Origin of the sequence: Desulfopila sp. IMCC35008, assembly GCF_010646885.2 — a bacterium.
Lineage (GTDB): Bacteria > Desulfobacterota > Desulfobulbia > Desulfobulbales > Desulfocapsaceae > Desulfopila.
This window is the reverse complement of sequence record NZ_CP050700.1, coordinates 2,322,731-2,348,390: the sequence shown is the minus strand read 5'-3', so window position 1 is coordinate 2,348,390 and position 25,660 is coordinate 2,322,731. Positions and strand designations below refer to the sequence as shown.

The following is a 25,660-nucleotide window of genomic DNA, read 5'->3' as shown; positions in this document are numbered from 1 at the left end:
AAAAAAAGCTCAGGTGCAGAAAAAGTAGCTATCTTAAAAATTGACCTAGGCTGCAATATTTGCAGGTTCGACAGGGGCAAGAAATGGCATGATCATCTCTCCCGCTTCCCGGGTCCTGTTTATAACATGATTAAAGACAGAGTGAGCACCATTGCTCTTCATTTCGACCAACTCCCAGCATTGCGGGTTGCTGGAGATCGCTTTCATTAAGCCAAGGTGCTGGGTGTGACCTGCTTTATATGCCTCAACATGACCGAGAACAGGACAGCCGAGAAGGGCCATATCTCCAACAAGATCAAGGACCTTGTGGCGGATAAACTCATTATCAAATCGGAGCCCGTCTTCATTGAGGATTGATTTACGGTTCCAGTGGATGGCTATTACATTCTCAAGGGTTCCGCCTAGTGCCAGGCCGTTAGCCCACAGTTCTTCAACCTGTTCCACGTAGCCGAAAGTTCTGGCTCTTGCAATTTCTTTTGCAAACCTGTCGGCGTAAAGATTGATGGTGTATTTCTGGGTCTTAATCAGAGTGTCGTCAAAATTAATTACACCTGTAACCATAAATCCATCATGAGGTTTAATAGATATTTTTTTGTCACCTTCACTGTAGTAGATCGGACTGGTGATTCGTAAAACCTTGCGAAGCCCTGACTGTCGAATCTTTCCGCATTTCTTCAGAAGTTTGAAGAAAGGATCTGCACTTCCATCCATAATAGGCACTTCAGGTGAGTCCAGTTCAATATCTACATTATCAACACCGTAGCCTTTCAAGGCGGCAAGGAGATGTTCAGTTGTGGAGATGGTGCATCTACCGTCACCAATGGTAGTTGCGAGACGAGTGTCCACAACTTTATCCATGTGTGCTCGCACAAAATAACCGGAGTCGATATCTGTTCGGAGAAACCGGATACCGTTGTTGACCGTCGATGGTTTGATTGAAAGGTTGACCGTCCGTCCTGAATGTAGCCCTACGCCACAACAGCTGATTTTTTTTCTAAGTGTGTACTGATGCGGATCGATCGGTAATGACATAATATTCCTTAAAAAGAGATGGGTTGCACTTAGAATTATGCAACTATTATGCCATCACCAGTACGAGGGGTGTGATATTTAATGTTAAGCAATTACAGACATATAACAACGTTCCGCCCTTGAGCAAGAGTGAAGTCCCCGTGTGTAAAAAAACACACATGTGTCATTTGACCTTCACCTAACCACTTGTCACTACCAAGGTTTTTATCAGGAACTCTCCCGATGTAAGAACGTCTCTAATCGGCTTAAAATGAAATCCGTCAGTGGTTCGGAAATACTGGTTTCGTGTGAGAGGTAATAAAGGGGGACTGAAAAATCGTTCTCATTCAGCTTCACCCTGTCCTTTAGCGTTGTGATTGCGGCGACTGCTCCACTACCCTCTATTGCCCTGTTTATTTGAGCTTTCTCTTTATTCGTGTAAAGGGCATGATCCTTTAGACAAATCCTTTCAACAGGATGGATATCGCAATTTTCGAGTGAATCATAAAAACGCTGTGGATTGGCAATACCTGAGAACGCGAGGACAGGAAGTGGAAGAGATTCTCTATCTACTTTTTTGTTCTGTAAATCAAAAACAAATGGTTCTGAATAACGGGAAAGACAGACAGGAGTATCAGGAAAACGTTGTTCCAGTAACTGCTGAAAAGAGTGAGCACGAGTGTTGTTTTCGCTGGTAATGCCGGTGAGTACAAAAATATCTGCACGATGAAGAGCGTTGACCGGTTCCCGCAGATCGCCCCCCGGGAAAACTCTGCTGTTACCTGCAAGCGTTGTTGCATTAAACAATACTATATTGATGTCTCTCCTCATGGAGAGATGTTGAAATCCATCATCGAGGATAATTATGTCAACATCAAAATGATCCACCGCATGGCGGCATGGCAGTATTCGTTTTTTGCCTGTGAGCACTGGCGTAGACGGAAGCATCGAGGCAAGAAGGTAAGGTTCATCTCCCGCTTCCAGGGGGGGCAATAGAATAGCCGAGCCATCTGATACGATGTTGACGTTATTCCTGGCAGTTCCGCCATATCCACGGCTTACAATTGCGGGTCGAAATCCTTGATCGTACAATGTTTGAGCAAGCATCAGGACCATTGGTGTTTTACCGGTTCCGCCCATGGTGAGATTACCCACGGAAATAACCGGTACATCAACAGCAAAAGACTTCAAGATAGATTTACGGTACATGCCGGCACGCACTGTCTGTATGGCACTGTAAAGGGGACCAAACGGTCTTCCTGCAAAAAAGAGAAGATCAAGGGTATTCATGACATAACATCTTAATGGAATGGGCTCATTTGCCAGATGGTAGGGAGTAAGGGCAAATTTTCCTTTATTTTTTTTTAAATGCTGCGTAAAAAGACATTTATATTCTTAAGCTGTACGCGCTTTATTTGCAATTTTGTTTTGAAAACCTTTGTTTTTTAGAAAGGTGTAGTTTATCCACCTAACCCTGAGAGAGGAGAATGGTATGAAAAAAAGAATGCTTGTTGCAGCAACAGTAGCCATGATGGCCATGGCTGCCCCAACCATGGGCTTTGCAGAAACAATTAAATTTGGTGTTGCCGGAGCCCATAGTGGCGATCTAGCCTCGTATGGACTTCCTTCAGTCAACGCAGCAAAGCTTGTAATCGAAAAAGTCAATGCGGGCGGCGGTATCAACGGCAAGATGATTGAGCTTCTGGTAGAAGATGATGTGTGTAAACCAGAAGTTGCGACTAACACTGCAACTAAGCTGGTTTCTGAAGGTGTCAATGTTGTTCTCGGCCATATCTGCTCTGGTGCCACTAAAGCTGCTCTTCCTATTTATAAGAATGCCGGAGTTCTGGTAATGTCTCCTTCGGCAACAAACCCGGCCCTTACCCAGAGTGGTGAGTATCCGAACTTTGCCCGTACCATCGCACCGGATGATGCACAGGCCGAGATAGATGTGAAATTTGCCCTTGACACCCTTGGCTACACCAAGATCGCTGTTGTTCACGATAAAGGCGATTACGGTAAGGGTTTTGCTGAATTTGCAAAGAAATTCCTTGAAGAATCCGGAAAAGCTGAAGTTGTCCTGTTTGAAGGTGTAACGCCGGGTGCTGTTGATTACTCCGCTATCGTACAGAAGATTAAGCGTTCCGGTGCCGAGGCTGTAATGTTTGGTGGATACCATCCTGAAGCTTCCAAAATCATTTCCATGATGCGTAAAAAACGTCTCAAGATCGACTTCATCTCTGACGATGGCGTAAAAGACAATACCTTCATCAAGGTAGCAGGCAAAAACGCCGAAGGTGCATACGCTTCAGGCCCCAAAGACACCACCATGAACCCTCTCTCCATCCAGGCTGTCAAGGAACATAAAGAGAAATTCAATTCAGATCCAGGTGCATTCTTTGAAAATGCTTACTCAGCAACGCTGGCCATGCTGAACGCTATCGAGAAAGCTGGCTCCACTGATCTTGATGCGCTGAAAAAAGCCCTGCAGACTGAAAAGGTAGATACTCCGGTTGGCCAGATCTATTTTGACGAGAGAGGCGACGCTATCGGCGTAGGCTTTTCTGTATATCAGGTCAAAGACGGTCAGTTTGTAGAGCTGTAAGAGCATCCCGCATCATTACTAATACTACCTGAAGCAGGCAACCTGATGTATCTGCCTGCTTCAGGTACTTTTTTTTGTGGTAATATATGGATTATTTTATTGAACTTCTTTGCAGCGGTCTCTCTCGTGGGTCGATTTACGCCCTCATTGCCCTAGGTTATACCATGGTGTACGGTATAATCGGGCTAATCAACTTCGCTCATGGCGAAATATACATGATTGGGGCCTTTACCTCATTCATCGTTGCAACCGTCCTTTCAATTTACGGTTTTCCACTTCTTGCTATTGTTGTTCTTGCCGGAGTGGCCGCAGCTGTCTGGTCAAGTGCTTATGGTTACACTATTGAAAAGATAGCGTACAAGCCTCTTCGACATGCACCGCGTTTGTCCCCACTTATCAGTGCTATCGGCATGTCGATATTTTTGCAGAATTACGTCCTTCTCGCCCAAACTTCAGACTTTTTGCCATTCCCTGAATTGATACCAGAGTTCGCGTTCATGGAACCGGTCGCGCACGTGGTCGGTTCTTCCGACCTGGTTATCCTGGTGACGACAGCTGTGGTCATGCTGATACTGACCTATGTCATAAAGTTTACCAAGATAGGCAAGGCCATGAGGGCCACTGCCCAGGACCGCACCATGGCCATGCTTGTTGGCATCAATGTGAACAGGGTTATTTCGGCCACTTTTATTATCGGCTCTTCACTTGCTGCTATTGGTGGGTTGTTGATAGCTTCCCACATTGGCCAGATAAATTTCTATATTGGCTTTCTGGCTGGTATCAAGGCATTTACCGCTGCTGTCCTTGGTGGAATTGGATCAATCCCGGGAGCCGTGCTTGGCAGTCTCATTCTCGGTTTAACCGAGAGTTTTGCTACGGGCTATGTTTCCAGTGATTATGAGGATGTTTTCGCCTTTTCACTACTGGTCCTCATTCTGATATTCAAGCCGTCGGGCCTTCTCGGCAAGGCAGAAACGCAAAAAGTGTAACAGGGCAGGATTTATGTTTTCATTGAATGAATTGAAAAAGGGTTTTTTTATTTCCCTCTGGTTTGTGTTTCTCACGTTCCCGCTGATGGTAATAAAAGTTGACCCAATTGAAAGGATTATAAGATGGAGATGGCAAAATGCCTTATTTATCGCTATCGGGACATTTTCCATTTATCTCATTATACAATTTTTCAAGTACCGAAAAAACCGTCTGCAGGAGACCGAAGAGGCCACAACTGAAGAAGGAAATGTAAGTCTTATCCATAAGGTAATTGCGAATCCTCGTCAGAGAAATATTCTTTTTGGCGTTTTGTTTGTGGTTGCTTCTATTTTCCCATTTTTGTTTTCTCCGTATCAGACCAACATCATGATCACCGCACTCATGTATGTGGTCCTTGGACTCGGTCTCAATATTGTTGTTGGTATGGCGGGACTGCTTGATCTCGGTTTTGTCGCATTTTATGCAGTTGGTGCCTATTCCTACGCTCTTCTAAACCATCATTTCGGATTGGGATTTTGGACTGTTCTGCCAATTGGTGGAGGGCTCGCTGCACTTGCCGGCATCATACTCGGTTTCCCTGTTTTGAGATTACGGGGTGATTATCTTGCCATTGTAACCCTTGGCTTTGGGGAAATTATTCGACTTGTGCTGGAAAACTGGAATGAATTTTCCAAAGGCCCGAGCGGTATCTCAAATATCTCCCGGCCCGGTTTTTTTGGTATTGAACTCTCTCTAGAGCAGTCTTTCCTTTATCTTTACTTTATCACTATCGGTTTTCTTATATTCACTATTTTTGTGGTAAACAGATTACAGGATTCACGAATGGGCAGGGCATGGCTTGCCCTGCGTGAAGATGAAATTGCCTGTCAGTCCATGGGCATCGATAAACAGAAAACAAAACTTGCGGCATTCTCACTCGGTGCTTTCTGGGCCGGATTAATGGGGGTTGTATTTGCAGCCAAGACAACATTTATCAACCCGGCAAGTTTTACATTTCTTGAATCAGCCATTATTCTTTCCATCGTTGTCCTTGGAGGAATGGGGTCCATTGTCGGTGTCATCTGTGGTGCTTTCATCCTTATATTGATGCCTGAATATCTCCGAGCACTCTCTGAATACAGGATGCTGGCTTTTGGTGCCATTCTCGTCGCAATGATGGTTTTTCGTCCCCAGGGACTTATTGCCAATGTGAGACGAACCTATAAATTTAAGAAACAATAATATATTACGCGATACACGATGACCAAGCCAATTTTACAAGTCAGTGGTCTGACAATGGATTTCGGTGGTATCAGGGCGTTGAACCATCTTGATCTCAATGTCCATTCTGGTGAGATAGTTGCACTCATTGGTCCCAATGGTGCCGGTAAAACCACTTTTTTCAACTGTGTTACCGGCATTTATTATCCCACAGAAGGTGACGTGCTTCTTAACAACCCGAAAGGTGGCAAAACAATAAGCCTTAAAGGGTTAAAACCCAACAAGGTTACGGAGAAGGGTCTTGCCCGGACATTTCAGAATATCCGCCTCTTCTCTAAAATGACAGTGCTCGAAAATGTCATGATCGGACGTCATTGCCGCACCCACGCTTTTGTTATCGGTGCAATCTTTCGTCCTCCCAAGGTGCGAAGAGAAGAACAGGAGATCATGAATATCAGTTATAGCCTGCTTGAGAAAACAGGTCTTGCCCAGTATGCTAACGAGCTTGCACAAAATCTCCCGTACGGAGCACAGCGACGGTTGGAAATTGCCCGTGCCCTGGCGACAGAGCCTATACTTTTGCTACTCGATGAACCAGCAGCTGGCATGAATCCGCAGGAAACAATGGAGCTGGTTGACCTTATAAAGGAAATATCAAATGACGGCCAGGCCATATTACTTATCGAACATGACATGAAACTGGTTATGACCCTTTCACACAAGATTTACGTCATGGATTACGGCAAAAAAATTGCTGAAGGTGATCCAGCCGAAATCCGTTCCAACCCTGATGTTATTAAAGCTTATCTTGGAGAGGGTGCAGATGCTTAAACTTGAAAACGTGCAGGCTGCATATGGGAATATCCTTGCCTTGAAAGGCGTTAGTCTCGAAATCAACCAAGGAGAAATTATCACTCTTATCGGTGCTAATGGCGCAGGTAAAAGCACTACTTTGATGGCAATATCAGGAGTTGTTCCCTGTCGATCCGGAAAAATCAGGTTTCAGGACCGTGAAATACAGAATATGACTTCAGATGACATCGTTAAGATGGGTCTTTGCCAGGTTCCTGAGGGACGCCACATATTCCCGCAATTGACGGTTCAGGAAAATCTCGATATGGGAGCTTTTTTACGCAATGACAAGGCTGGCATAAAAAAAGATCAGGAATATGTGTTCGATCTGTTTCCCATCCTTGCCGAACGTCGCCATCAGGACGGAGGCACCCTGAGTGGTGGTGAACAACAGATGCTTGCAATGTCCCGTGCACTGATGGCCCGGCCAGAGCTTTTACTTCTCGATGAACCATCAATGGGACTTGCGCCCCTGGTCATTAAACAGATTTTCGAGATCATAAAGCAGATAAACAAGGAAAACAACACCACAATATTTCTTGTCGAACAAAATGCAAACCAGGCCCTGCATATCGCCGACAGGGGGTATGTTATCGAAAACGGGGAGATAACACTATCCGGTTTTGCTGCGGATCTACTAACCAATCAGGACGTGCAAAAGGCCTATCTTGGGATATAGCCTGTCTATCTATTTGCACGACTATTCTTAAAGAACGAATATACAGGGCATTTCCGATCAGGATGGTCCTTTCAGGAGTCTTCGGGTTATGGGGATTATTAAAGCAGGAGTTATAGGCGTTGGTTATCTCGGCAGATTTCATGCCCAGAAATATGCAAGTCTTGATAATGTTGAGCTGGTTGGTGTTGCAGATAGCAATAATGAACAGGCCCAGGCTGTAGCTAAGGAGTGTAATTGTAAATCATTTTCCGACTACAAGGATTTGCTGCCGTTAGTCGATGCTGTTTCAATTGTTGTTCCAACCAGCCTTCACCACCAGGTTGCCCGTGACTGTCTTGATGCCGGGGTTGATATACTACTTGAAAAACCCATTACCGTAACCCTGGAAGAGGCAGATGACCTGATTGAGCGTGCTGAAAGTAACCAGCTGATACTGCAGGTCGGACACCTTGAGCGTTTCAATCCTGCAGTACAGGCGATGGAACCGTTTTTGACACATCCTGTTTTTATTGAGAGCAACAGGATTTCGGTTTTTAAAAACAGGGGAGTTGATGTGGATGTAGTGCTCGATCTCATGATTCACGATATCGATATCATTCTTAATATTGTTAAATCACCGATAAAGATGATTCATACGGTTGGAGCACCGGTAGCCACAAAAACGACGGACATTGCTAACGCACGACTCATTTTTGAAAATGGTGCAACCGCCAATGTAACGGTCAGCAGAATCTCCCGCACAAACATTCGGAAAATGCGGATTTTCCAGCCTGGATCATATATAAATGTAGATTTTGCGAACAAGAAGGTGATGACCATTCAACTTGAGGATGAGTTGATGGAGTCGGGTATGCCGAAACAAAATATAGAGGTTGCAACATTTTCAGATGGTGATGCCCTTTTAAGTGAAATTCGGCAATTTGTAGATCATGTTATAACCAGAACACAACCAGCTGTGTCCGGGCGGGAAGGACGAAGGGCTCTCGCTATTGCTCTCGAGGTTATGGGGCAGATAAAGGAACATCAGAGTATGGATGTCTTTCAGGAATATTTTAACAGCCATTGAAGATCATGAAAAAGGTACTCGTTGTCACCGGTGAAGCGTCTGGTGATTTGCATGGTGCCAATCTCGTCAAGGCTCTTTTACAAAAACACCCGGACCTGCATTTTGCCGGAATGGGTGGTTCCGAGATGGCTGCTGCCGGGGTTGATATACTGTTCGATGCCCACAAGGTGTCTGTTGTTGGCATCGCAGAAGTGTTCTCCCACCTTGGCGACATTATCAAGGCCCAGGCAATACTTAAAAACTATCTGAAACGTGAAAAACCTGACCTTTTAATCATTATCGACCTCCCCGATTTCAACCTTCTCATCGCCAAGAAGGCAAAACAGCTTTCCATACCTGTCTTTTATTACATTTGTCCCCAGGTTTGGGCCTGGCGGTCATCCAGGGTCAAAACTATTGCCCAGCGTGTCGATACTGTTGGAGTGATACTGCCGTTTGAAGAGGAATTCCTGCGTCAACGTGGCGTTGATGCCCAATATGTTGGCCATCCGCTTCTTGATTCTGTGAAGGTAACGCTCAACAGGGATTCGTTTTCCGAAAAGTATCGGATACCTGCAGGTTCAATCTGCGTTGGCCTCTTGCCTGGCAGCAGGGAGAAAGAGATTTCAGCACTACTGCCTGATTTTCTAGAGAGTGCGCTGCTGCTGCAAAAAAGAAGTGTGGAACCGATATCATTTCTCCTGCCGCTTGCTTCAACTATCAGGAAGTCTTCTCTCTACCAATCAGGGTTGCGAGAATTCGAAGACCAACTCGATATCCGTGTGATAACCGATGACAGGTATAATCTCATGGCGAGATGTGATGCGGTAGTCGCGGCATCAGGTACTGTCACGTTGGAGTTGGCATTACTCGATACGCCTATGGTGGTAACATACCGTGTTGCCCCGTTTACCTATAGAATTGGACGAATGCTTATAAAACTGAAACACTTTTCTCTTGTTAACCTGATAGCTGGAGAAGAGATCGTGCCAGAACTTTTACAACAGGAAGTTACTCCTGAAGCAATATCCAACCAGCTTCAAGAACTCCTTTTCGATCAGGAAAGCAGGACGAAATGCATAATGGGTTTGGAAGCGGTTCGAAAAAAAATGGGGGGAGAGGGCGCTTCAAGCCATGCAGCTGATCTGGCACTGAAAATTTTGGATAATTCCTGACGCGACCCGCCGAACAACCGATGGATGAATATAATGATGAAATGGAAATTGAGCTTGAAATTAATGGTGTCCTGGACTTGCACGCATTTTCACCAAAGGATGTGAAGTATCTTGTGCCGGATTACCTTGCAGAGTGCCATGCACGCAACATTCTGGAGGTGCGAATTATCCATGGTAAGGGGATTGGCAATCTGCGACGGACTGTTCATTCGTTGCTTGAAAAAAATAATATAGTAAAAGGATTTCGACTCGCCGGTGAAGATAGAGGGAATTGGGGAGCGACGATTGTTGAGTTGATTCACCGGGAGTGCGAGCGGGAAAATCAGAAATAGTTTTCAGCAAAGGAGATCTCTTTCTTTCCTAGAGTGTAGTTCCTTTCGATCCTATCAAAGGGGCATGTAAAGCTAAGTTCACATGCTGCCAGGTGGAGCTCTACCTCTGCCTCTTTTGAGTCGTATCTTTTGTCCCCAACCAAGGGGTGTCCTATCCCGGAGAAGTGTTTCCTGATCTGGTGATAACGCCCAGTCTTTATTTCAACCTGGATAACAGTTTTATTGTTTTCCTGATGAAGTACATGATATTCCGTCAAGGCAGACTTGCCATCCAGTGGTTCTGTTATACTCCCGTCTTTTCCAGGAGCGGCGAGCAATCCTCGAACAACAGCCAGGTAACGTTTGACAATTTGACGTTTTTTGAAGAGTTCTGAAAACTTGCCAGCTGCCAGTTTTCCATGGGCCAGTATCACCAGTCCGCATGCTTCTCGATCAAGACGGTGAACGAGATACGGTTTGTGGGTTTTCAGTGTCTTACCGGCTACTCGCAAGAGGGAGCAGTGGTCTCCGAATCGACTTCCCTGGCTGAGCAAAAGGGCGGGCTTATTCCATATACTGTAATGATTATTAATTACAAGCGGCTGAACAGGTGGCGGGTTGCGCTTAAGGATTGTGTCATCATAACAAACCGTTATGATATCCCCCTTTGTTACCTGGGATTTTGCCCTGCGAACCCGAAGTTCCTTTTTGCCTACTCCTTTCCGCCAAACACCGCCCTTTGTCAGACAATCTTTTAATGAACTCTTGCTTGCATCACAATGTGATGCAAGCAAGTCTATGAGAAGGGCGGTCTTCGTAACTTTAATGCGCTTTTGAAACTTCAAGGGGTATTGAAATCGACGGGTTTAAAGCGTTCCATCGACTTTGTCTGCAGGATAAAGGTTTTTAACATCGAAAAGGACGGATTTGTCTTTGCACAGATTGCGCAGTTGCTCCGGTAACATTTCCCTGAATTGCCTATGGGCCACAGCTACAACAGCTGAATCATAAATTCCCGGCTCTATGGACTGAACCAAATCAATGCCGTATTCATCTTTCGCTTCCTGGGAATCAACCCATGGGTCGTACACGTCGACGCGCACACCGAAATCTTGCAACTCATCTATAATATCGACCACACGGGTATTCCGAAGATCAGGACAATCCTCTTTAAAAGTTAAACCCATTATCAATACGCGGCAATTTGCAGTGTCGATTTTTTTCTTCACCATCAACTTGATCAGGGTGGCTGCGATATGGTGCCCCATCTGGTCATTGAGCCTACGACCCGCAAGAATCATGTTTGGGTGATACCCAACCTCCTGGGCTTTATGTGTAAGGTAATAAGGATCGACGCCGATACAGTGTCCACCGACGAGGCCAGGCCGGAAGGGGAGGAAGTTCCACTTTGTGCCGGCAGCTTCCAACACCTCAAGGGTATTGATTCCCAGCCTACTGAAAATCAGGGAAAGCTCGTTGACCAAGGCAATATTTACATCCCGTTGGGTGTTTTCAATAACCTTTGCAGCTTCCGCTACCTTTATAGAACTTGCCAGATAAGTTCCTGCGGTGATGATGGTTGCATATAATTGGTCGATGAAGCTGGCAATTTCAGGGGTCGAGCCGGAAGTGACCTTTACAATGCTGGAAAGCCGATGTTCTTTATCACCCGGATTTATACGTTCCGGTGAATAACCGCAATAGAAGTCTTGGTTAAAAGTCAGACCGGACTCTTTTTCAAGTATAGGAACGCAGACCTCTTCTGTGGCGCCAGGGTAGACTGTAGATTCGTAGATTACGACATCGTCGGCAGAAAGTATGCTGCCGACAGTGTGGGAGGCCCCAGCCAGCGGTTTGAAGTCAGGGCGTTTTGCCGCATCGATAGGCGTTGGGACTGCAATAATATAGACATTGCAGTCTTTTATATCTTCCACATTAGATGTGCAATGTAGTTTTGTGGCACTGGAAAGTTCGTCGTCATCAACTTCAAGGGTCGAATCCGTTCCGGCCCTGAGTTCCCTGATCCGCCCTTCATTCAGGTCGAATCCAACCGTAGTAAATTTCCTGCCGAACTCGACAGCAAGCGGCAGCCCTACATAGCCAAGGCCGATGATACAAATTTTAGCGTCCTGAAGAGACAACATACCTGCAATATCCTCTGGTTATACAGAATAAACCGGTTTCTCACGACACCTCTCAATCAGGCATCCATTTTTCATTCCCGTCCTGAAACCGTACCTCGACCAATTTTGGGGGTTAGGAAATATTCTTTAAATCTCTGAAGTAAACATGGTTTTCGACATCGATTCCATGCCTGCAGCAAAGAGATGCGCCATATCTTGACTTTGAATGAGATCACTGATTCCTGACAAGATTGGTTGCAAACAATGCAGTAATATCAGAAAAATGTCAATAGAACATCGTTCTATCGAACAATGTTACTTTTGAGGGCCGTAATACACCAACCCCTGATTATCAGTTTCGGATACAGTTACGCTATAAAGCGAGTACCGCTCATGAGAAAGCAGATCTGCCAGGTTGTCGAAAAGGTACATTGCGATATGTTCGGAAGAAGGGTTGAGTACTCTAAAAGCTTCATGTTCATTGAGGTCACAATGATCAATCGTATCTATGACTTCTTTCACATGTTTTTTAAGAACGGTAAAATCAATACCCATACCAAGATGATCCAATTCTGTTGCCCGTACCGTTATCTTTACTTTCCAGTTGTGACCATGAGGTTTTTCGCAATCACCTGGATAATCCCGTAAATGATGTGCGCCTGCGAAGTGTGTTCTTACAAATATATCGTACATGGTAATCCTGTGGTTATGGGTAATGTATTGCATCATCACTGATGCTTAAAAGGCACTTCGGGTTATATATAATCAGTATCATCGGCTAAATCCAAAGTAAAATATGATTATTGGCATCTATAAGGAACTTTTGTGCGATCCTTCTTTTGTGATAGATATGTCAGAATATATTTGTAATAAAAAGAGACATTTTTCAGCTTATTTTCATGCTCCAATTTACTTGTAAAGGAATTTCTTCATGAGCACCGATAATAATAGGGGCATCAGGACCGATGACTCAATCTTCGATGGTGATGTTATCTGCCGACAACACAAAAACGGGTATCGTTTTTCCATTGACTCTGTGCTTGTCGGACACTTTTTGACACCAACCAATAAATCCGTAATTTTCGATGCCGGGACAGGGTGTGGCATCATACCATTAATATTGATGTATCGATGGAAGGAGCGTATCGCATCCATCGATGCCCTGGAAATTCAACCACGTCTAAAACAACTTGCGGATACCAACTTCCGCCTCAATGGAATTTCAAATAAGTGTCACACCATTGAAGGTGATATTTCTGCTGTCTTACAGGTGTTAACACCGGAACAGTATGATCACACAATCTGCAACCCTCCTTATTATAAAGTTAACTCAGGAAGACAGAGCGGTGATAGTGAGGCCAGGGCCGCACGGCATCAGCTTAACGGAACTATCTCCGATTTCACAAAAGGTTGCAGCGCTGTTTTAAAAAACAGGGGCTCAGCTGTTTTTGTCTATCCAGCAGAACTCTCCGTTGAACTTTTTGAAGCACTCGCCAAGACGAGACTCGAAATTAAACGCCTGCAGTATGTCTATAGTTACCCTGGCAATGGTGAAGGGGCTGTTCTGATTCTGGTTGAGTGTATTAAAAACGGTGGCAGTGGTTTGAAAGTGCTTCCCCCTTTTTATATCTACAGTGAGAAAAACGGCGAATACAGTGCAGAAATGAAGTGCCTTTATCAACAGGAACCCAAATAATCCATGCTTGCAAAAATTACGGGATGTACAGCAATAGGTGTTGAAGGTTTATTGATCGATGTTGAAGTTGATGTCGCCAGGGGGCTTCCAACCTATTCAACAGTTGGGTTACCGGACAGTGCTGTCCGTGAGAACAAGGACAGGGTTAAGGCCGCTATCAGTAATTGCGGGTATGAGTTTCCCAATAAAAAAATAACCGTTAACCTTGCACCTGCTGATGTGCGAAAGGAAGGTGCCGGGTTTGACCTGCCCACCGCAATTGGTATACTTGCCGCCACTGAGATAATTCCTCAACATTCACTTGAGAAAGTGTGCATGGTGGGAGAACTCTCGCTTGATGGGAAAGTTCGCAGATGTCGCGGTATACTTCCCATGGTGGTTGCTGCAAGGGATGCAGGCTACAAGAAATTCATCCTGCCACGTGAAAACAGCAGAGAGGCTGCTATCGCTGCTGATGCGATACAAGTCATCCCGGTTAGCGACCTGCCAATGGTAGTTGAGTATCTATTGGCTTTAATACAAATAGAGCCTGCCAGTCATGCAAACCTCGAAACAGTCAGACAAAATCGAGATCACCTTGTCGATTTTTCTGAGGTAAAGGGGCAAAATCACGTAAAGAGGGGGCTTGAAATAGCAGCTGCTGGAGGTCATAATCTTCTCATGTCAGGGCCACCTGGAGCAGGTAAGACCATGCTCGCCAGGAGACTTGCTACAATTTTGCCGCAAATGATGAACGAAGAAGTTATCGAGACGACTAAAATATATAGTGTCAGCGATATGCACGCTACAAATGACATCATAACTGAAAGGCCTTTTCGGGCTCCACACCACACGGTATCAGATGCAGGCCTCATCGGTGGTGGCACCACCCCGAAACCTGGGGAGGTCTCGCTAGCCCACAATGGCGTACTCTTCCTCGATGAACTCCCTGAGTTTAAAAAACATGTTCTCGAAGTACTTCGACAACCGCTTGAGGATGGGCATGTTACCATTGCCCGTGCCTCCATGACGCTGTCTTTCCCATCACGATTTATCCTGGTAGCCGCCATGAATCCCTGTCCCTGCGGTTTTTTGGGTGACCCGCTCAATTCCTGTACCTGTACCAGTGTTCAGGTAGAGAAGTACCGTAGTAAGGTTTCCGGCCCCCTGCTTGACAGGATAGATCTTTATATCCCTGTGCCAGCGATCTCTTATAAGGTTTTGACAAAATCAGGTGGAAATGAAGAGAACTCGGCATCAATCAGAAACCGTGTAAATAATGTCAGATCCATACAACAGAAAAGATTTTCCCGTCAAAACGGTGTATTTTGTAACAGCCAGATGGGTAGTCGGGAAATTGATTTGTATTGCACCCTCGATTCAGTGTCGTCATCGTTGCTGGAAAAGGGGATGGAAAAACTCGGTCTTTCAGCACGAGGGTATCACCGGGTATTAAGGCTTTCCAGAACTATAGCCGACCTTGATGGAAGTCCTGATATCGGGCCGGGCCATATTGCTGAAGCATTACAGTATAGAAGGTCTTCACATTACGCATCCTGACAGGTAACTATGCGTTTCATAATCGCCTCACTTATTGCTCTCATTTTTTTCCTTGGTTTTTTCATTATTGATAACCAGGAAGTCACCGAAGTTTCTCCGGTTCAATTCCTGCCAAACGACACAACCGTCTACCTGGACCTGGAAAACGGTTTTGCATCAGTTGGAAAGTTTCAGGAATCAAGGTTCGGTAAGACAATCAGTGAGATAGATCTGGTGGAAGTTTCAGAATATCTAGATCTTGACCCCATATTTATTTCCCGTCTTGAAAAGTTACGAGACAATTTTCGGGACGTTAAGGACAACAAATTGTTTTTAAGCCTTCTCGGGTCAAAGTTCAGCGTGGCATTGTTTCCTGAAAGAACTTGGTCGCCACCTTTATTACCAGCGGGGAATTACCTCAAGAAACAAACACTGTTTATCAGCAAACAACATAGCTTCCGGTCTGTCATAACGACAGCAAAAAGGCTGTACCCGAAAATGGTTGAAAGAGCAGGTGTCCCTTACGGCCAGTATCGTATTCGAAGGTTTTCTATTGGTCATGATACAATAGCAGCAGCTTTTGTAGATGGTTATGTGCTGCTCACCATGGAGGAACGATTGCTGCGTGAAGCATTGTACGTAAGAGATAATGCAGCAATAAACCTGAACACGAATCCATCTTTCTCCAGGATCAGGCGGAATATTGAAACGAGTGACAGAAAACTTTATGTTGATCTTTCTGTGATGCGGGAAATGAGCGAAACCATCGCTGCTGGCGTGCACTCACCGCGCGAGCAGGCGTTTCTTGCAGAATTATCGAATCTAAAAGGTTTTCCAACAGCAGGCTATGGAGCCTGGCGCCAGGGGCCTGTTTTGAGAGACAGCCTGATGGTTGAGATGGATTATGAAAAAATCCTGCCCCTCACAGGTAGAATGCTGAAGAACAAACCTGAATCCAATGCTACGCTACCATTTGTTGTCGAAGACGTTTTGTTATATTACTGGTCGAATACCCTGAACGCCAGATTGCTCTGGAAAATGTATAGGGAAGAGCGCGCTTCCGACGGACATGATATTAGCGGGATGACTAAAAGTACCAGGGAAATTACAGGGTACACGGTAGAAGAGCTGACTGAAATGATGGGTAATGATATAGGACTCATTCTTCGCCCCAGCGAACATGAACAGTTCATTCCAATCCCGGATACAGCTCTCTTTATAAAACTTAAAGACAGGAAAAAGATAAAAGAAGCGGTTGATCACAGTGCAGACCATTTTAAAATAAGCCTGCAGAGTCGCAGGTATAAAAGTGTCAAATACTATTATTGGGGTCTCTACCCCATGGAAAACCTGCAACCGGTATATACCATTCATAAAGGATACCTCATTGTAGCCAACACACTTAATATTTTTAAATCCATTGTTGACCTGATGGCGGATAAGGAACCCTTGTCCAGTTCAATTAAATTTGCCCCAATCGACCCGGGGTTCCGGGAAAAAAATAATTCTGTATGTTATGTAGACCAGAAAACATTACTGGGACAATTCCGTGAACTAGCGAGTTGGGCTGGGACCATGCTGGCAATCCAGGACAGGAGGGCGGCTGCCAAATCGAAAATTCTTATCGACAGGTTAATCAACCCGCTTCTTCTCGGACTCACAATGTATGAAAAGTCCGCCACCAGGACGTATATAGATAAAAACTGGATAATCACAGAAGCCAGAACTCAAAAAGAATTAATTTTGGAAAAGAATTGACATGCAGAAACTCGTTAACGAACTCCACCAGATAGTTGATTTCAAGGATACAACAGACATTGGTGATATTGTACTCATCGCTGCGAAAGAACCCCAGATGCTATTGTATGCATTAGTAACCGATATTGAACGAGACTCTTCACGTAAAGATGAATGGTGGCAGGTGCATCTCTCGGTACTCTCACTTCCCATACAGCAGATGACCTGGACGCTCAGGACTGCGCAAATGACTGGCATGGAGATATTCACCATGGGGGGAGAAGAGCGATTTGTCAAAGCGGTCAATATACATACTCAAAGACCGGCTGGACCAAAACCGGAAACCAAACAGCAAAAAACCAAGATTCAGCCATTTAAAAGAGTTAAGTAAGGTTATATGTGATTTAATGCGTGAGCTTGAGTTAATAAAACACATCATTAGCCGGCAATCTGGACAACACCCTGATCTATCCTGTGGAATAGGGGACGATTGTGCTGTTTTCAATGCTAATCTCGGTGAAGAACTTCTTGTAACCACTGACATGCTTGTCGAAAACGTTCATTTCGACCCGAGTTGGCACCCCCCTTACCTACTAGGCCGCAAAGCTATCAGTGTTAATATCAGTGATATTGCAGCCATGGCCGGCTCCCCCCGTTTTGCCCTCCTGTCTATTGGTATGAATCATCGATTTAACAATGCCTGGGTCAAGGATTTTATGGATGGTGTTTTCAGCCAATTGAACTTTTTCGGTTGCACACTCATAGGGGGAGATACGGTGAAGTCAGATAAGCTGGTCTTTTCTGTAACGATCATCGGGGCAGCTCCGAAAGGCAACGCTATCAGAAGAGATGGAGCACGTTCCGGGGATAGGGTTTTTGTCTCCGGCCCTCTTGGTTCTGCTGCCGCCGGCCTCCAGCTATTTTTGGATCGGGACATTTCAATTAATGATTACAGTAGTTCCTTGTGGCCCACCCTTGTACGTAAACACCTTGATCCAACACCACGAGTCAGGCTGGCAAAGCTTTTAGGAAAGAACGGAAGTGTCACCTCCATGCAGGATATCTCCGATGGAATCGCCACTGACCTGAGCCATATTTGTACCGCAGGCAGGGTGAAAGCGACCTTATACAGCAACCGCCTTCCGGCAGACAAGGAATTATATGAAATGTGCAGGGAAAAAGGCATGGATGCTGTACAGTTACAACTCTGTGGGGGGGAAGATTACGAACTCGTCTTTACTGTAAAAAAGGAAGCAGTTGAAAAGTTGAGAACAGAATTCAGGGACCAACACCGGTTTCAATTGTATGAAATCGGTGTAATTGAAGAAGGGGAGGGGGTGTATCTTCAGCGGGAGGTGGGGGAACCTCAACTCATCTCGTACCAGGGGTATGAACACAGTCCCTGAGGACTTATTCCTCCGGTTTCAAAAATGAAAGATTCACTGTTTCAAGTTTTGTGTGGAGTTGCCGGTAGGTGATATTGGGTGACTTATCGAGCATTATTTTTGACGCCTTGACTTGGTCCGTATCCTTGTATTTGTCAGAGAGATAAATAATTTCACTTATTCCAGCCTGGATAATCACCTTTGTACATTCGTTACACGGGAAAAGTCCGACATAGATCCGGCAGTTTCGTAAATCTGTCGAGATGGCATTGAGCACGGCATTTAACTCAGCGTGACAGACGTATGGGTATTTTGTTTCGAGATAGTCACCTTCCCGCTTCCATGGCAGTTCGTCGTCAGAACATCCCCATGGGAAGCCGTTATAACCGACGCCAACGATCTTGTTCTGGTCGTTGGCAACGCAGGCTCCGACCTGGGTGTTCGGGTCCTTACTTCTTTGCGCTGAAAGAAGCGCAACGGCCATGAAATACTCGTCCCACCTCAGGTAATCTGTACGCTTCATGTTATCCTTTCACCTGTTGTTTCCTGTATTTCTTACGTCGGCTTCTCCAATCGTTTTTCCCGAGAATAGTGTCTGTGAAATTTTTTATGGTCTCAAAATAATGGATACCACCGTGTTCTAACATGGTGTTATGTGTAGCTCCAGGTATGACCATAAACTGTTTATTTCGTGCACCGCTATCGGCCTGTAGTTTTTCGGCCATAGCCACGGGAATCATCTCGTCACGAGCGCCGTGAAGGATGAGTGTCGGTTTTTTGATTTCTGCAATTTTCTGACAATTGCAGAAACACTCTTCCTCTAAAATTTCATTCTTTTCCGTATCTATCCCGAGAGCCTTGGCAAGCGGCAGAGTGTCTGCAAAACCACTTTCAATAATCAATCCCTTCACATCGTCCGGGTTCTTCAAGACCAGATCAATTGCCGCTGCCGAGCCCAACGAACGTCCCATGATAAAAAGCACATCGGAATAGCCGTTGACAGACAACCATTTGCGAATAAAATCATAAACCACTCCGGAATCTTCCATCATAGCTGCAACAGAAGGTGATCCCGTCGACCAACCATAACCGCGATAGGTCGTAACAAAGAGATTCAGACCAAGGGGAGTGTATTCTTGAGCGATTTGATCGTAATCTGAAGTACATTCACCATTACCGTGGAAAAAAATGACAGTCGGTGCGTCAGGGGCGCTTAGGTGAAACCGGCAGCCAAGTGTGACCCCATCTGTTACTTCTATATCAAGATCAGTACTCCCCTCAGGTAAGGAGCCACGCATTTCACTTTGTGGATGGAAGATATGGGCGAGTACTTCCGGGGTGTCAAGTTTACTATAGTCCGTCATGATAGTTACAACCTGTTAAAAAAGATTTTGAGTGCCACACTTTCTGCAAATACCACTTTGTTTGATACCCGTTCAGAAGGTACAGCAAATAGAAAATAAAAAAAGTGGTTATACGGTTGCCTGTTTAAAAACAGGACCATGGAGCGTATCCCGATTATCGGGATTTGATTCTGTGGAGGGTGAAAGTTTACAGTAATTGTCGCCAAAAATCTACAATCTCCTCGTTTCCCGCCCGGAAATAAAAAAAGCGGATACCGTTTGGTATCCGCTTAAAAAATGGGGTGGATGATGGGATTTGAACCCACGGCCTCTTGGGCCACAACCAAGTGCTCTAACCAACTGAGCTACATCCACCACATATCTCTATCGCTCGAAAAATCGCACTTCTTATACTCAGTCAACAAGCGATTTGCAACACAAATCTTTTATAAATCCTCTTTACAGTGCAAACATTTCTTGGCCTGGGCCTTAATAATTTCGGAACAATAAGGACATTCTTTCTTGAAATTATTCTTCAAAATCTGAGAAATTGCCATGTTAATATCTTGCTCAAAGTAGGTTTCTCGAAATTCATGATTTCTGAGCGGATCGATACAGTCGAGACTATTGATTTGCAAAAGTCGCTGAAGGGCGAGTTGTTTATTTTCTTTTCCTGCTGCATTATCAAGGAGGAGGGTTAAAACTGGCTCAAGATTATTATCAACGACACAAGTGTCGAGTGCTTTTATCGCCTCTTTTTCTTTTGCGTATCGGACGTTCTGCGTCTTTATAGCTTCCGGATCGACCACACTTGCCTTAAAGGCATCCTTGTTGCCGACCATCATAACATTTCCTTCTTTGCTGCCGGGTAGTTCCATGTACCGATAAGAGGCGTGATGACCATATTGCCCGTCAACATGATCCCAGCCTTTCAAAAACAGGGGACAAACATCGTTTAGACAGATAAACAGCACGTCTGAGCCCCACCCAAGGCCATCGCCAACGTGTATTGCCGGTGCCTCGCAACAGGACATCTTCTGCTTGCAATGAGGACAGACATGTGACTCCTCAAGATACGAATAACTCTGCATTACCATAATGTGTAACTCCTCAAAAAAATATGATTCCCCACGGCTATCGTGAGGTGATGTGTTTAAATGTATGTTTTCAGGCCACCGTCACTGAGCACATTGTCGACTGCTTTGGCTTGCTTCATCCGGGCCTGAAGGAATTCCGGCGTCATGAAATCTTTATTTTTTTCCATAAGCTCACAAATCCCATGAATATCTTCATTTTCAGCCATTTTGACGATCTCAAGCAGATTCTCGGCAAATGTCTTTACAATTTTTCGTCCGTCTCCCTTAGTGGCCATGATTTCAGCATATGTCCTGGGATTTTGGTTGTGAACCCGAGCCATGGCAAGAATCCCGTAAAGCGATGTAAGCGTTGAATGGCTGCCTATATCATCACACCCTATTGCGTGCTTGGCGAGTGTCTTCGCCAGTGCAACCGATATGGTTGTCGGAAGTTTTTGTCCTACCCCCATCAGCAAATCGTGTTTTTGTGCACTGTCATGATAAATGTCAGCACCGTGCTTATACAAAAAGGCCTCAAATTCACTGCAAAAACTTCCGCTACGTGGCGTCCGAACAACGATGGCGTTTTTGTCTTTCATTGATAGAATTTGCGGGCCCCACAGGTTGTGGACAAACATGATCTCGACGGCAGGGTCCGTCACGGTCATAGCTGTTTGCAAGGTGTTTTCCGATTCCCCTGCAAGAATAATCAGGGCCTGACCTGCCTGCAGCATTGCTCCGTACTTTTTTATAGTGTCAGCTGTGACTGAGATCGGAACACAGATAACAACAACATCCACTTCGCGAATCATTTGTTCCGGTCGTATTTCGGATGTCCTGCCTGTGACAGTCGTTTCATAACCTTCATGCTGCAGTTTATCGGCAAACCATAGTGACATATCACCACTCCCGATAAAGCCAAACGACTTGATCTTTTTCACTCGCATATCAACTCGGGGGAATGATCCGAGCAGTTTTATAGAGCCTGTTTCCTGAATAACATTATTTTCCAGGCTATCAACTGTATCGGCCAGTTCTTTTTGATTGATATGCCCTTCAAACTCTATATAGATCCTTAGTTTCTGCGTCTGGATGTCATTTTCAGACTGCAGGTCCTGAATATTAATGCCGCGTCTGGTAAATTCGCCGAGGATATCGGCCAACATGCCGACCCGGTCATTGAGCGGCCTGGTGATGAGTGCAGTTGCATCATACCCGGTAGATTCCGCAGGTTTTTTACCAATTACGGCAAAACGGGTTCGGTTATGTGAAACGACTTCCCGCTCAGCAAGATTGAATCCATATGATTTAACAAGCTCTTCCGAGTCGATCACGGCATGGCTGTATCTCTGTTTATCAATTATATCCTGAAACGGTTTATCAATGCTGGTTACCCCCATCAATGTGGCATGTGGAAAATTAGAATCTATATAATCTTCGCATTGTCGCAGTACACTTGTCCTGCCGACAACCACATCTATCGGAACATTGCTGCCATCATCCGGGAAAACACGGCCAAGAGAGAGGTGAATGGGCAGAACAACGTTATCGATCCAGTAACCGTCAAGTTTCGAGACAAGCCGGAAATATTCTTTTACCTCGCCCTCTCGCGTGTTATACACCGGTATAAGTGCCAGGTCGGTTTGCCCTTTCGTAAAGGCCTCAACAGCATCCGATGCCCGGTTATAAAGCATAATCTCTGCTTCCGGATCATACTGTTTGGCAGCATTATAGGCGTCTGAACTTTTGGGTCCGAGGGTTGCGATACGAGTCATTTTCAGCTTTGTAGATTAAAAATAAAATTAAGGGTATCCTGACTTGTAACCTGCCGGGTTTTACGTGAACCAACGGATATTCGGTACCATGGGAATTTCACATGGACTAGAGACAATATACCCTCTTCACATGTAAATCAAGCGAATATAGTTTTGTGGAATGGCTGATACAAAGACGGATAGGATTCAGGGTGCAGGAGAGTACATCAAGGCCTTAATGAATTCTCCGAAGTTTGGGCCCCAGGTCGTTGCAACCCGCACTATTCCCGGGAAAGTCGCAGATTTCGCCTCCAGCCCTCCTGCTGTTCATACAAAGATCAAGACCTTTCTCAAAGAAAAGGGGATCAATAAGCTCTATACTCACCAGCAACAAGCGTTGGAATATATTGATAAGGGTAGTGATGTCATAGTCGCAACACCTACCGCCTCAGGAAAGTCGATGATTTACAACTTACCTGTTATCGATATGCTGGCCGGAGATGCAAATGGTGCAGCGCTCTACCTCTTTCCGCTCAAAGCATTAGCCCAGGACCAATTGCGTGTATTCAGCGAATTCGCGTCGCTATTACCCTCCAACAAGAAGTATGCTGCCATATATGATGGTGACACCTCATCATATATGCGAAGGAGGATCAGAGAAGATTGCACTCCAATACTTATGACCAACCCGGAGATGGTTCATCTTTCACTTCTTCCCTATCACTCAAACTGGACTTACTTCTTTAAGAAGCTCAAATATATAGTACTCGATGAGGTGCATACATATCGTGGTGTGCTGGGTAGCCATATGGCCTGGGTGCTTAGGCGGCTCCTTCGCATAGCATCTGGTTACGGCAGCTCACCGCAGTTTATAATGCTTTCGGCAACCATCGGTAATCCGCTCGAACTCGCAGAACGGCTGACTGGCCGGTCACCGGAAGTTGTCACTCAAAGCGGCGCACCTGGCTCAGGCAAGCACATGGCCCTGCTCAACCCCTGGGACAGTGCGGCTTACACCGCTTCTCAACTGCTGGAAGCGGCAATAAAGCGTAAACTCAGAACTATTGTCTACACCCAGTCGAGAAAATTAACTGAACTCATTAATCTCTGGACCCGCCCTAAATTAGGAGAGTTGGAAAATAAACTCAGTTCTTACAGGGCCGGGTTCCTTCCTGAAGAAAGAAGGGAAATTGAGAAAAAACTGGCAAACGGGAAATTGCTCGGTGTTATTTCAACATCTGCACTCGAACTTGGTATCGATATAGGTGATCTTGATGTTTGTATTCTTGTTGGCTACCCAGGTTCAATTATGGCTACACATCAGAGAGGAGGGCGTGTAGGCAGGGCCAGACGTGAATCCGTTGTTGTACTTATTGCCCAGGAAGATGCACTCGATCAATATTTTATGCGAAAACCAGAGGATTTTTTTTCCCGTCCAGTTGAGTCAGCAGTATTAAATCCGGGCAACAGATCTATAATGGAATTGCATCTTCACTGTACAGCTGCTGAACTCCCCATTGAGAGCGAAGAGCACCTGCTGTCGGACAAGAAGGTGGTAGAGGTTGTCTCATCCTTGACAGAAAATGGCCTTCTTTTGCAATCCGGGGATGGCAATCGCTGGTTCAGCACCAGGAAATATCCGCAGCGGCATGTCAGTTTAAGGGGTGGCGGGAGTCAGCTGTCCATAATTGACAGCGACAGCGGTGAATTGATTGGAGAGATAGACAGCAACAGGGCAATGAAAGAGTGTCATCCAGGAAGTGTCTATTTACATCATGCTGTTCAGTGGGTGGTTTCCAAGCTTGATTTTGAGGCAAGAGAAGTGATTGCCAGCAGGAAGAAGGCTAATTATTTCACCCGGCCTATGTCCAATAAAAATACAGAAATTCTTGAAACCGAAATAACAGGTATGAGTTTTAAAGGGCGAGTTTCTTTCGGAAGGCTTCGAGTGACCGAACATGTTACCGGCTATCAGAAAAGAAACAATTCAACCAATAAGCTCATCTCCACCTTTCCTCTGGATCTACCTGAGCAATCAATTGAAACCAAAGGGTTGTGGCTGGAGATTCCGCCGATCATAAAAGAAACACTGGAAACCGAAAAAATGCACTTTATGGGGGCTATTCATGCTCTTGAACATGGCATGATAGCACTATTCCCCTTGCTTGCCCTATGCGACAGAAATGATATCGGAGGGATATCCTGCCCTGTTCATGAGCAGACAGAAGAGGCGACAATTTTTGTTTATGATGGGCATATCGGTGGTGTTGGGCTCTCTGAAGCGGTCTATCATAAAATCGATGAGCTGTTGCGTGAGACACAGCAGATGATTCAGAGCTGTGACTGTGAAAATGGCTGCCCTTCATGTGTGCATTCACCCAAATGCGGATCTGGCAACCGCCCTATTGACAAGGGTGCCTGTCTGCGACTTTTGGAGCTCATCATGGTGAGCGATAGTACAGGTGAAACCGAATTTTCGACACCACCACGTATCGTCCAGAAAAGGCAACATTTAGACACCGAATTAAAGGTGGTACAAACTGGCGAAGTATCTATATCGGATCATCTCTCGGGGCTCAATGCCCTGCCGGAACGATATGGGGTGTTTGATCTTGAAACGCAGCGCTCCGCTCAGGAGGTTGGTGGGTGGGGCAGGGCAGACAAAATGGGGGTCTCTGTAGGTGTTGTATATGACTCCTCCCTGAATGGTTTTGTGACTTACCTTGAACACGAGGTGGGGGCCTTGATACAACATTTACAGGAACTTGACCTTGTTGTCGGTTTCAATAACAAGCGGTTCGACAACAGGGTACTATCTGGATATTCGAGCGTGAATCTGGACAATTTGCCGACCATTGACATGCTGGAAGAGATATCCAATCATCTCGGCTACAGGCTCAGCCTTGATCGCGTTGCAGAACACACCCTTGGTGCCCGGAAAAGTGCGGACGGACTTCAGGCCTTGGCGTGGTATAAGGAAGGAAGAATTGACCTTATTCGTAAATATTGCAAAAAGGACGTGGAAATCACCAGGGATCTCCTGCATTTTGGACTGGAAAACAACCATTTCCTCTTTAAGAACAAGGCAGGTCAACTGGTTCGCCTGCCCTTGCGAATGGATGCGTCAATCACAAGGGCATTAGCTAAAAACTCTTCATGA

General features: G+C 45.4%; 23 protein-coding genes and 1 tRNA gene. 14 read left to right on the top strand and 10 right to left on the bottom strand.

Annotated features, from left to right (window positions below; all coding sequences use genetic code 11):
- Positions 1–45: 45 nt before the first annotated feature.
- The gene (gene lpxC / locus GA520_RS10330; RefSeq protein ID WP_163336685.1) at positions 46–1,032 is read right to left on the bottom strand and encodes a UDP-3-O-acyl-N-acetylglucosamine deacetylase; all 987 of its coding nucleotides are present in this window, start codon (positions 1,030–1,032) and stop codon (positions 46–48) included.
- Positions 1,033–1,239: 207 nt separating this feature from the next.
- A complete protein-coding gene (gene lpxK / locus GA520_RS10325; RefSeq protein WP_163336686.1) occupies positions 1,240–2,301 on the bottom strand; it encodes a tetraacyldisaccharide 4'-kinase in 1,062 nt (353 codons plus the stop codon).
- 202 nt (positions 2,302–2,503) lie between these two features.
- Here lpxK and GA520_RS10320 point away from each other — a divergent pair, with 202 nt between their 5' ends.
- The 8 genes from GA520_RS10320 (at position 2,504) to GA520_RS10285 (ending at position 9,889) form a co-directional block, all read left to right on the top strand.
- Entirely contained in the window at positions 2,504–3,616 is a 1,113-nt protein-coding gene (locus GA520_RS10320) for a branched-chain amino acid ABC transporter substrate-binding protein (protein WP_163336687.1), read from the top strand.
- An 86-nt stretch (positions 3,617–3,702) separates the two neighbouring features.
- Complete coding sequence (locus tag GA520_RS10315; RefSeq protein WP_163336688.1) at positions 3,703–4,605, top strand: branched-chain amino acid ABC transporter permease; 903 nt, start codon at positions 3,703–3,705, stop codon at positions 4,603–4,605.
- Between the two features lie 13 nt (positions 4,606–4,618).
- The gene (locus GA520_RS10310; RefSeq protein WP_205749206.1) at positions 4,619–5,827 is read left to right on the top strand and encodes a branched-chain amino acid ABC transporter permease; all 1,209 of its coding nucleotides are present in this window, start codon (positions 4,619–4,621) and stop codon (positions 5,825–5,827) included.
- Positions 5,828–5,845: 18 nt separating this feature from the next.
- Entirely contained in the window at positions 5,846–6,637 is a 792-nt protein-coding gene (locus GA520_RS10305; protein ID WP_163336689.1) for an ABC transporter ATP-binding protein, read from the top strand.
- Positions 6,630–7,337: an ABC transporter ATP-binding protein gene (locus tag GA520_RS10300; RefSeq protein ID WP_163336690.1), complete on the top strand. Its 708-nt coding sequence runs from the start codon at positions 6,630–6,632 to the stop codon at positions 7,335–7,337. The genes GA520_RS10305 and GA520_RS10300 overlap by 8 nt, the downstream gene beginning before the upstream one ends.
- Positions 7,338–7,425: 88 nt before the next feature.
- Entirely contained in the window at positions 7,426–8,403 is a 978-nt protein-coding gene (locus tag GA520_RS10295; RefSeq protein WP_163336691.1) for a Gfo/Idh/MocA family protein, read from the top strand.
- Positions 8,404–8,408: 5 nt separating this feature from the next.
- On the top strand, positions 8,409–9,557 hold the full coding sequence (gene lpxB / locus GA520_RS10290; RefSeq protein ID WP_163336692.1) for a lipid-A-disaccharide synthase: 1,149 nt from the start codon (positions 8,409–8,411) through the stop codon (positions 9,555–9,557).
- A 20-nt stretch (positions 9,558–9,577) separates the two neighbouring features.
- Positions 9,578–9,889, top strand: coding sequence for a Smr/MutS family protein (locus GA520_RS10285; protein ID WP_163336693.1), 312 nt, complete (start codon positions 9,578–9,580; stop codon positions 9,887–9,889).
- Here the strand turns inward: GA520_RS10285 and GA520_RS10280 are convergent.
- The 3 genes from GA520_RS10280 to queD all read right to left on the bottom strand — a co-directional run bounded on the left by GA520_RS10280 (position 9,880) and on the right by queD (position 12,720).
- The gene (locus GA520_RS10280; RefSeq protein ID WP_163336694.1) at positions 9,880–10,713 is read right to left on the bottom strand and encodes an RluA family pseudouridine synthase; all 834 of its coding nucleotides are present in this window, start codon (positions 10,711–10,713) and stop codon (positions 9,880–9,882) included. The two genes, GA520_RS10285 and GA520_RS10280, sit on opposite strands and share 10 nt — an antisense overlap.
- Before the next feature lie 21 nt (positions 10,714–10,734).
- Positions 10,735–12,012: a Vi polysaccharide biosynthesis UDP-N-acetylglucosamine C-6 dehydrogenase TviB gene (tviB, locus tag GA520_RS10275; protein WP_163336695.1), complete on the bottom strand. Its 1,278-nt coding sequence runs from the start codon at positions 12,010–12,012 to the stop codon at positions 10,735–10,737.
- Between the two features lie 294 nt (positions 12,013–12,306).
- Complete coding sequence (gene queD, locus GA520_RS10270; protein ID WP_240910067.1) at positions 12,307–12,720, bottom strand: 6-carboxytetrahydropterin synthase QueD; 414 nt, start codon at positions 12,718–12,720, stop codon at positions 12,307–12,309.
- Between the two features lie 202 nt (positions 12,721–12,922).
- Between queD and GA520_RS10265 the strand changes: the two genes are divergently transcribed.
- Genes GA520_RS10265 through thiL form a run of 5 tightly spaced genes read left to right on the top strand, consistent with a single transcriptional unit; the run spans position 12,923 to position 18,348 of the window.
- The gene (locus GA520_RS10265) at positions 12,923–13,687 is read left to right on the top strand and encodes a tRNA1(Val) (adenine(37)-N6)-methyltransferase (protein WP_163336696.1); all 765 of its coding nucleotides are present in this window, start codon (positions 12,923–12,925) and stop codon (positions 13,685–13,687) included.
- Positions 13,688–13,690: 3 nt separating this feature from the next.
- Positions 13,691–15,226 carry a YifB family Mg chelatase-like AAA ATPase gene (locus GA520_RS10260; RefSeq protein WP_163336697.1) on the top strand — a complete coding sequence of 512 codons (1,536 nt, stop codon included), beginning with the start codon at positions 13,691–13,693 and terminating at the stop codon, positions 15,224–15,226.
- Between the two features lie 9 nt (positions 15,227–15,235).
- Positions 15,236–16,963: a DUF3352 domain-containing protein gene (locus GA520_RS10255; protein ID WP_163336698.1), complete on the top strand. Its 1,728-nt coding sequence runs from the start codon at positions 15,236–15,238 to the stop codon at positions 16,961–16,963.
- 1 nt (position 16,964) lies between these two features.
- Entirely contained in the window at positions 16,965–17,333 is a 369-nt protein-coding gene (locus tag GA520_RS10250; protein ID WP_163336699.1) for a hypothetical protein, read from the top strand.
- A 16-nt stretch (positions 17,334–17,349) separates the two neighbouring features.
- Positions 17,350–18,348 (top strand): thiamine-phosphate kinase, encoded by a 999-nt coding sequence (gene thiL, locus GA520_RS10245; protein WP_163336700.1) that lies wholly within the window; start codon positions 17,350–17,352, stop codon positions 18,346–18,348.
- A 4-nt stretch (positions 18,349–18,352) separates the two neighbouring features.
- Here thiL and GA520_RS10240 read toward each other — a convergent pair whose 3' ends face one another.
- From GA520_RS10240 to GA520_RS10220, 5 genes are all read right to left on the bottom strand, one after another.
- A complete protein-coding gene (locus GA520_RS10240) occupies positions 18,353–18,850 on the bottom strand; it encodes a dCMP deaminase family protein (protein WP_163336701.1) in 498 nt (165 codons plus the stop codon).
- A gap of 1 nt (position 18,851) precedes the next feature.
- A complete protein-coding gene (locus tag GA520_RS10235; protein WP_163336702.1) occupies positions 18,852–19,691 on the bottom strand; it encodes an alpha/beta hydrolase in 840 nt (279 codons plus the stop codon).
- Between the two features lie 277 nt (positions 19,692–19,968).
- A tRNA-His gene (locus GA520_RS10230) sits at positions 19,969–20,045 on the bottom strand.
- A 71-nt stretch (positions 20,046–20,116) separates the two neighbouring features.
- Positions 20,117–20,767, bottom strand: a complete 651-nt coding sequence (locus GA520_RS10225) for a zinc ribbon domain-containing protein (RefSeq protein ID WP_163336703.1) — start codon at positions 20,765–20,767, stop codon at positions 20,117–20,119.
- 56 nt (positions 20,768–20,823) lie between these two features.
- Positions 20,824–22,521, bottom strand: coding sequence for a prephenate dehydratase domain-containing protein (locus GA520_RS10220; protein ID WP_163336704.1), 1,698 nt, complete (start codon positions 22,519–22,521; stop codon positions 20,824–20,826).
- Between the two features lie 160 nt (positions 22,522–22,681).
- Between GA520_RS10220 and GA520_RS10215 the strand changes: the two genes are divergently transcribed.
- Entirely contained in the window at positions 22,682–25,660 is a 2,979-nt protein-coding gene (locus tag GA520_RS10215; protein ID WP_163336705.1) for a DEAD/DEAH box helicase, read from the top strand.

Bases quoted from the DNA above. Each gene is read 5' to 3' on its own strand.
- lpxC (WP_163336685.1), bottom strand. From the start codon at position 1,032: ATGTCATTACCGATCGATCCGCATCAGTACACACTTAGAAAAAAAATC.
- GA520_RS10215 (WP_163336705.1), top strand. From the start codon at position 22,682: ATGGCTGATACAAAGACGGATAGGATTCAGGGTGCAGGAGAGTACATC.
- GA520_RS10315 (WP_163336688.1), top strand. From the start codon at position 3,703: ATGGATTATTTTATTGAACTTCTTTGCAGCGGTCTCTCTCGTGGGTCG.
- GA520_RS10320 (WP_163336687.1), top strand. From the start codon at position 2,504: ATGAAAAAAAGAATGCTTGTTGCAGCAACAGTAGCCATGATGGCCATG.
- queD (WP_240910067.1), bottom strand. From the start codon at position 12,720: ATGATGCAATACATTACCCATAACCACAGGATTACCATGTACGATATA.
- GA520_RS10220 (WP_163336704.1), bottom strand. From the start codon at position 22,521: ATGACTCGTATCGCAACCCTCGGACCCAAAAGTTCAGACGCCTATAAT.
- lpxK (WP_163336686.1), bottom strand. From the start codon at position 2,301: ATGAATACCCTTGATCTTCTCTTTTTTGCAGGAAGACCGTTTGGTCCC.
- GA520_RS10250 (WP_163336699.1), top strand. From the start codon at position 16,965: ATGCAGAAACTCGTTAACGAACTCCACCAGATAGTTGATTTCAAGGAT.
- GA520_RS10300 (WP_163336690.1), top strand. From the start codon at position 6,630: ATGCTTAAACTTGAAAACGTGCAGGCTGCATATGGGAATATCCTTGCC.
- GA520_RS10235 (WP_163336702.1), bottom strand. From the start codon at position 19,691: ATGACGGACTATAGTAAACTTGACACCCCGGAAGTACTCGCCCATATC.
- GA520_RS10255 (WP_163336698.1), top strand. From the start codon at position 15,236: ATGCGTTTCATAATCGCCTCACTTATTGCTCTCATTTTTTTCCTTGGT.
- GA520_RS10305 (WP_163336689.1), top strand. From the start codon at position 5,846: ATGACCAAGCCAATTTTACAAGTCAGTGGTCTGACAATGGATTTCGGT.
- tviB (WP_163336695.1), bottom strand. From the start codon at position 12,012: ATGTTGTCTCTTCAGGACGCTAAAATTTGTATCATCGGCCTTGGCTAT.
- GA520_RS10260 (WP_163336697.1), top strand. From the start codon at position 13,691: ATGCTTGCAAAAATTACGGGATGTACAGCAATAGGTGTTGAAGGTTTA.
- lpxB (WP_163336692.1), top strand. From the start codon at position 8,409: ATGAAAAAGGTACTCGTTGTCACCGGTGAAGCGTCTGGTGATTTGCAT.
- GA520_RS10295 (WP_163336691.1), top strand. From the start codon at position 7,426: ATGGGGATTATTAAAGCAGGAGTTATAGGCGTTGGTTATCTCGGCAGA.
- GA520_RS10240 (WP_163336701.1), bottom strand. From the start codon at position 18,850: ATGAAGCGTACAGATTACCTGAGGTGGGACGAGTATTTCATGGCCGTT.
- GA520_RS10225 (WP_163336703.1), bottom strand. From the start codon at position 20,767: ATGGTAATGCAGAGTTATTCGTATCTTGAGGAGTCACATGTCTGTCCT.
- thiL (WP_163336700.1), top strand. From the start codon at position 17,350: ATGCGTGAGCTTGAGTTAATAAAACACATCATTAGCCGGCAATCTGGA.
- GA520_RS10285 (WP_163336693.1), top strand. From the start codon at position 9,578: ATGGATGAATATAATGATGAAATGGAAATTGAGCTTGAAATTAATGGT.
- GA520_RS10310 (WP_205749206.1), top strand. From the start codon at position 4,619: ATGTTTTCATTGAATGAATTGAAAAAGGGTTTTTTTATTTCCCTCTGG.
- GA520_RS10265 (WP_163336696.1), top strand. From the start codon at position 12,923: ATGAGCACCGATAATAATAGGGGCATCAGGACCGATGACTCAATCTTC.